Origin of the sequence: Sphingorhabdus sp. (assembly GCF_040079335.1) — a bacterium.
Classification (GTDB): Bacteria; Pseudomonadota; Alphaproteobacteria; order Sphingomonadales; family Sphingomonadaceae; genus Sphingorhabdus_B.
This window is the reverse complement of record NZ_JBEBKL010000075.1, coordinates 1-6,236: the sequence shown is the minus strand read 5'-3', so window position 1 is coordinate 6,236 and position 6,236 is coordinate 1. Positions and strand designations below refer to the sequence as shown.

General features: G+C 59.4%; 6 protein-coding genes. All 6 read left to right on the top strand.

The annotated features are described in order from the left end of the window. The first annotated feature begins 97 nt into the window (after window positions 1-97). The 6 genes from cobT (at window position 98) to ABL922_RS13785 (ending at window position 6,191) form a co-directional block, all read left to right on the top strand. Complete coding sequence (gene cobT / locus ABL922_RS13810; protein WP_349024791.1) at window positions 98-1,912, top strand: cobaltochelatase subunit CobT; 1,815 nt, start codon at window positions 98-100, stop codon at window positions 1,910-1,912. A 65-nt stretch (window positions 1,913-1,977) separates the two neighbouring features. Further along, complete coding sequence (locus ABL922_RS13805; protein ID WP_349024790.1) at window positions 1,978-2,649, top strand: nitroreductase; 672 nt, start codon at window positions 1,978-1,980, stop codon at window positions 2,647-2,649. A 153-nt stretch (window positions 2,650-2,802) separates the two neighbouring features. Next, window positions 2,803-4,257, top strand: a complete 1,455-nt coding sequence (gene cysS / locus ABL922_RS13800; protein WP_349024789.1) for a cysteine--tRNA ligase — start codon at window positions 2,803-2,805, stop codon at window positions 4,255-4,257. A gap of 159 nt (window positions 4,258-4,416) precedes the next feature. Beyond that, window positions 4,417-4,848, top strand: a complete 432-nt coding sequence (locus tag ABL922_RS13795) for an endonuclease domain-containing protein (protein ID WP_349024788.1) — start codon at window positions 4,417-4,419, stop codon at window positions 4,846-4,848. Between the two features lie 3 nt (window positions 4,849-4,851). After that, window positions 4,852-5,796 (top strand): D-2-hydroxyacid dehydrogenase, encoded by a 945-nt coding sequence (locus ABL922_RS13790; protein WP_349024787.1) that lies wholly within the window; start codon window positions 4,852-4,854, stop codon window positions 5,794-5,796. Between the two features lie 2 nt (window positions 5,797-5,798). Then, a complete protein-coding gene (locus ABL922_RS13785) occupies window positions 5,799-6,191 on the top strand; it encodes a nuclear transport factor 2 family protein (protein ID WP_349024786.1) in 393 nt (130 codons plus the stop codon). Window positions 6,192-6,236 lie beyond the last annotated feature (45 nt).

Here is a 6,236-nt window from a genome sequence, read left to right as displayed (position 1 = left end):
CAAAGAAAGCAACCGGCCCTCCCCTAACCCCTCCCGCAAGCGGGAGGGGAATTTTCTTTTCTGGAAACGACAAGGCCGTTAAGGCCCTGAGTCGAAAATGGCTGACAATTCCCCTCTCGAACAGTTCAAACAGGTGCTGACCGGCACATCGCGTGCGATTGCGCATGATCCGGAGGTTGAGCTCGCCTTTACCGCCGACGCGCCAACACAGGCGGGGAAGAATTTCCGCGTGCCGATGCCGGGCCGATCGCTGCCGCCTGAACAGATTGCCGAAGCGCGGGGATTTGCGGACAGTTTTGCACTCCGACTGAAGCATCATGATGTCGCCCGCCACGCCGCACTCCGCCCGCATGAGGCGATGGCCGGGGCCGCATTCGACGCCATTGAAACCGCGCGGATCGAGGCACTGGGTTCGCGCGCGATGGACGGGGTGAAGGGCAATCTAACCCACGCGCTGGAAATGCGGCTGCGCACCGACCCGATTTCGCGGGCGCAGGCGGCGGAGGAAGTGCCGATCTCGACCGCGCTCGCGCTGTTGGTGCGTGAACGGCTGACCGGGCAGGCCGTGCCCGACAACGCAGCCCAAGGCGTCGACATGCTGCGCGAGTGGATCGAGGAGAAAGCGGGCAGCGATCTTGATGCGCTCGGCCTCGCGCTCGACGATCAGGCGGCCTTTGCCTCACTCGCCCAAACCATGCTCGAACATCTCAACCTCACCGAGGGCGAGATTGAACCGAACGACGCCGACGAAGGCGGCGACGATTCGGATCAAGAGCAGGAACAAGACAGCGAAAGCGACGACGAGGGTCAGGGCGAAGCCGGACAGGCCGAAGCCCGTGCCGAGCCGCAAGAGGGCGAAGGCGAGGAGACCGAGGCCGACTATGATTCGTCCGATATGGACGACATGGACGATGCCGACGGCGATATGGGCGAAGACGGCATGCAGCCGGTCAACCCGCAACGCCGCAATTGGGACCATCTGCCGCAAAGCGATTATAAAAGCTGGACGACCAAATATGACGAGGTCGTCGGCGCGACCGAACTGGCCGATGAGGAAGAGCTCAACCGCCTGCGCGCCTATCTCGACCAGCAGCTCTCCGGCTTGCAGGGCGCGGTCACCCGGCTCGCCAACCGCCTGCAGCGTCGCCTGATGGCGCAGCAGAACCGCAGCTGGGATTTCGATCAGGAGGAAGGGCTGCTCGATGCCGCGCGCCTTGCCCGCGTTGTCGTCTCCCCCGGCCAGTCGCTCAGCTACAAGATCGAGCGTGAGACCAAGTTCCGCGATACCGTAGTCACGCTCCTCATCGACAATTCAGGCTCCATGCGTGGCCGCCCGATCAGCATTGCGGCGATCAGCGCCGACATCATGGCGCGCACGCTCGAACGATGCGGCGTGAAGACCGAGATATTGGGCTTCACCACCCGCGCATGGAAGGGCGGGCAATCGCGCGAGGATTGGCTCGCCGCCGGACGCCCCGCCATGCCAGGCCGCCTCAACGACCTGCGCCACATCGTCTACAAAAAGGCCGACGAGCCGTGGCGCCATGCCCGCCGCAACTTGGGCCTGATGATGCGCGAAGGCTTGCTCAAGGAAAATATCGACGGCGAGGCCCTGCTCTGGGCGCACAACCGCCTGATTGCCCGCCCCGAAGACCGCCGTATCCTGATGGTGATCTCCGACGGTGCGCCAGTTGATGACTCGACCCTATCGGTCAATCATGGCGGCTATCTGGAGCAGCATCTACGCCGAGTGATCGAGATGATCGAGGGCCGCAGCCCGGTGCAGCTTGTCGCAATCGGCATCGGCCATGATGTGACGCGCTATTACCGCCGCGCGGTGACAATAATGGATGCCGAGCAGCTGGGCGGGACGATGATTGAGCAATTGGCCGGGTTGTTCGACGAGGAATAGGCTTGCAATTCCGCGCTGACTTGACATTGATTTAATCGAGCGATTAAATCTTTGGAGAGCAGGATATGCAAGTCAGCGAAGCCGTAGCCAGCCGCCGGTCGGTGCGCGAATTTCTGGACAAGCCGGTCGATAAGGCGCTGCTCGAACGCATCCTGACCAAGGCCCAGAATGCGCCGTCGGGCGGCAATACGCAGCCGTGGAATGCAGTCATGGCGACGGGCGAGCCGCTCAAGAAATTGCTGGAAGCGGTGGCCGAAGTCGTTCCGCAAGGCGCCGCCGCGCACAAGCCGGAATATAATATTTACCCGCCCGAGCTGGATGGTCGATACAAGGACAGCCGCTTTGGTGTGGGTGAGGCTATGTATGCCGCTCTCGATATTCCGCGCGACGACAAGATGGCGCGGCTGATGTGGTTCGCGCGCAATTTCCGCGCCTTCGATGCGCCGATCCTGATGCTGATCCATACCCCGCGCTATATGGGCCCGCCGCAATGGTCAGACATCGGCATGTGGTTGCAGACCGTCGCGCTGTTGCTGTGTGAGGAAGGGCTGGATTGCTGCTTTCAGGAGGCTTGGGCAATCTATACGCCACAAATAAGGGCGTGCTTTGACATCCCCGACAATCATATCTTCTTCTGCGGGGCGGCGATCGGCTATCGCGATCCGGATGCATCGGTGAATAATTTCCCTGTGCCGAGAGCGCCGCTCGATGAAGTGGTGAGTTGGGAGGGGTTTTGATTAATCACTAACCCGTCATGCTGAACTTGTTTCAGCATCCATCGTGCCACTCAGGCCGAAGGGTTGAGAGGAGAAATGGACCCTGAAACAAGTTCAGGGTGACGGTGCTTTGGAAACTTGACCTCAGCCCTACTTTCCAGCATCGCCCCGTCCATGTCCGACCTCAAACTCTTCAACAGCCTGACCCGCCAACTGGAGACCTTCCAGCCCGTCCACCCCGGAGTCCCAGGCGATGCGGCAAAGCCGCCAGAGGCGCGCGTCTATAGCTGTGGGCCGACGGTCTATAATTACCAGCATATCGGCAATATGCGCGCCTATGTCTTTGCCGACACGCTCGGCCGGGTGCTGAGCTACAAGGGCTACAAGCTAACCCATGTGATCAACATCACAGATGTCGGCCATCTGACCTCTGACGCCGATGCGGGTGAGGACAAGATGGAAAAGATGGCGGCGTCGCAAGGCAAGAGCGCTTGGGACATTGCCGCCTTCTATCAGGCCGATTTCGAGGCCGATCTGGCGCGGCTGAACATCCGCAAGCCGGCGCACCCCAAGGCCACCGAATATGTCGACGCGATGATCGCATGGGGCAAGGAAATTGCCGAGAAGCATTGCTATGAGCTCGACAGCGGCCTTTATTTCGATGTCTCGACCGTCCCCGAATATGGCCGCCTCGCCCGTGCGGTGACCGACGACGGAGAGGGGCGCATCGAGGAAGTCGATGGCAAACGCAACAAGGCCGATTTCGCAATCTGGCGCAAGACACCTGCGGGCGAAACACGGCAGATGGAATGGGATTCGCCCTGGGGCCGTGGCGCGCCCGGTTGGCACCTCGAATGCTCGGTCATGTCAAAGGCGCTGCTCGGCATGCCGTTCGACATCCATACCGGCGGCATTGACCATCGCGAAATTCACCACCCGAACGAGATTGCGCAAAACCAGGCGCATGAATGCTCGGGGGACAGCGGCGCGCGCATCTGGATGCACAATAATTTCCTCGTCGAACGCAGCGGCAAGATGTCCAAATCGTCGGGCGAATTCCTGCGTTTGCAACTGCTGATCGACAAAGGCTTCCACCCCCTCGCCTATCGCCTGATGTGCCTGCAGGCGCATTACCGGAGCGAGTTGGAGTTTAGCTGGGAGGGCTTGCAGGCGGCTTTTGTAAGGCTGAAGCGAATGGTGATGGCGGTTGAAAAACTAGAGGCCAAGGCCAACCCTGATTGGATGTCAGTACCGATTGCTATCCAATCTCGGCTTAAACGTTTCGACGATGCGGTCTCTGACGATCTTAATACGGCGGTCGCTTTAACGTTGTTGGAAGGCTCTATTGATGCCAGTATTGGGGCCCACGACGCGCTCCAGATGATCGCCAAAATGGACGCCGTCCTTGGCCTAAACCTGCTCGCACTGACCCGCCAAGACCTCCGCATCCGTCCCAAAGCCGCCATCATCACAGAAGCCGAAATCGAAACTGCCCTCGCCCAACGCAAGGAAGCGCGCGCGAACAAGGACTTCGCCACCTCGGATCGCATCCGCGATGATCTGATCGCCAAGGGTGTGGAAGTGATGGATGGTGATCCGCTGGGGTGGGATTGGAAGCTGGATGTTTGAACTGAAGGTTCAGAAGTCCCCTCCGTCACGGCTTCGCCGCGCCACCTCCCCAATGCAAGTCATTGGGGAGGAAGTAGAACTGACCGTGCGTGCTACCCTCCTCCCCATCGACTTGCGATGGGGAGGTGGCAGGCCGCAGGCCTGACGGAGGGGACTTGGGTGCGTCCGGCCAAGCCATCGGCTTCAATCAAGCGCGCCAAACGGTTCCGCCGCGAACCGACCAAACCGGAATTGATGCTATGGCAGTTGCTGCGTCAATCGCCGGGTGGGCATAAATTCCGGAAACAGCATCCGGCAGGGCCTTATATTCTCGATTTCTTCTGTGCCCGGGCAAATCTGGCAATCGAAGTCGACGGATTTGCGCATGATACTGGTGATCGACCAGAACGGGATGGAAAGCGCGATGCGTGGCTGGCCGAGCACCGGATTGATACGCTCCGCATTCCAGCGGTTGACGTTTTGAAAGATGCAGTTGAAGTGGCAAATGTGATCGTCGCGACCGTGGGACACAGACTCGACAGCTTTGGGAAGGCCCCTCCGTCATCGCTCCGCGATGCCACCTCCCCATCGCAAGTCGATGGGGAGGAATAATAAGTGACCAAAACCAAGTTCGTAGCATCCAGCCTGATCCGCGCGATGGTGGAACCGCGCCTGCCCGATTGGGTCGATGCGCATTGGTATGTGACCAAGGAAGAAGCACTCGAACTCGCGCCGCTGGCGGAAATCGGCTGGTTCGATATGTATGACAAGGCCGACATGGCGGCGATCATCACGGCTGCGACCAACCTGAAATGGCTCAACAGCATCTATGCGGGCGTTGATGGCATGCCACTCGCGGAGTTGAAAAAGCGCGGCACCAAGGTCACCAATGGCGCAGGCATCAATGCGATCACCATCGCTGAATATGTCGTCATGGGCATGCTCAACATCGCCAAGGGCTATCGCGATGTCGTGCATGCACAAGACCGGCATGAATGGCTGATCGACTCACCCGGCAAGGTCGAGCTTTATGGATCGAAGGCCTTGCTGCTCGGCTATGGCGCGATCGGAAAGTTGATTGAGGAACGGCTAAAGGCGTTCGATGTCGATGTCACCATCGTCCGCCGCACGCCCGGCCCGTTCAGCCTCGCGCCCAATGCCTGGCAAGCACGGCTGGGTGAGTTTGACTGGGTGATCCTTGCCGTTCCCGCGACGCCAGAAACCGACGAAATGATTGGCGCGGACGAACTGGCGGAAATGAAGCAAAGCGCTGTGCTGGTGAACATTGCGCGCGGATCGGTGGTCGATCAGGATGCGCTGGTGCAGGCTTTGCAAGATAAGCAGATTGGCGGCGCATTCCTTGATGTCACCACGCCCGAACCGCTGCCTGGCGAACATCCCCTGTGGAGCCTAGACAATTGCCACATCAGCATGCACCTGTCGGGCCGCGCGCAGGACAAGATGTTTATACGCTCCGCCGAACGTTTCCTTGAAAACCTGAAACGCTATCACAAGGGCGAAAAGCTTGAGCCGCTCGTCAATCTTGATCTGGGATATTGAACATGTCGCACAACCCCGCTGAAATCTGGCACCGCGTCGCACTGTCGAAGGACGTCGCGGAGATTGAAAACATCTTGCATGACGATTGCGTTTTCGAAAGCCCGGTCGTCCACACCCCGCAGGTCGGCAAGGCAATCACCTCCCAATATCTCGCTGCTGCCGGCCACACGCTGGGCAATGATACTTTCCGTTATGTCGGCGAATGGCACCGCGAGAACAGCTCTATCCTGGAATTCACTGCCGAGATCGATGGCATCAAAATCAATGGCATCGATATGATTTCATGCGACGACGAGGGCCTCATCACCCATTTCAAGGTGATGGTGCGTCCATTGAAGGCAGTGAACATGCTCCACCAGAAAATGGGCGAGATGCTGGCGAAAATGAAGGGCTAAAAGCATTCGATTGACGCAAGCGGCTAAGCCCCTCCCCTTCAGGGG

What these genes read in the sequence shown, in the direction of transcription:
- cobT (WP_349024791.1), top strand. Translation starts at nt 98, where the DNA reads ATGGCTGACAATTCCCCTCTCGAACAGTTCAAACAGGTGCTGACCGGC.
- ABL922_RS13805 (WP_349024790.1), top strand. Translation starts at nt 1,978, where the DNA reads ATGCAAGTCAGCGAAGCCGTAGCCAGCCGCCGGTCGGTGCGCGAATTT.
- cysS (WP_349024789.1), top strand. Translation starts at nt 2,803, where the DNA reads ATGTCCGACCTCAAACTCTTCAACAGCCTGACCCGCCAACTGGAGACC.
- ABL922_RS13785 (WP_349024786.1), top strand. Translation starts at nt 5,799, where the DNA reads ATGTCGCACAACCCCGCTGAAATCTGGCACCGCGTCGCACTGTCGAAG.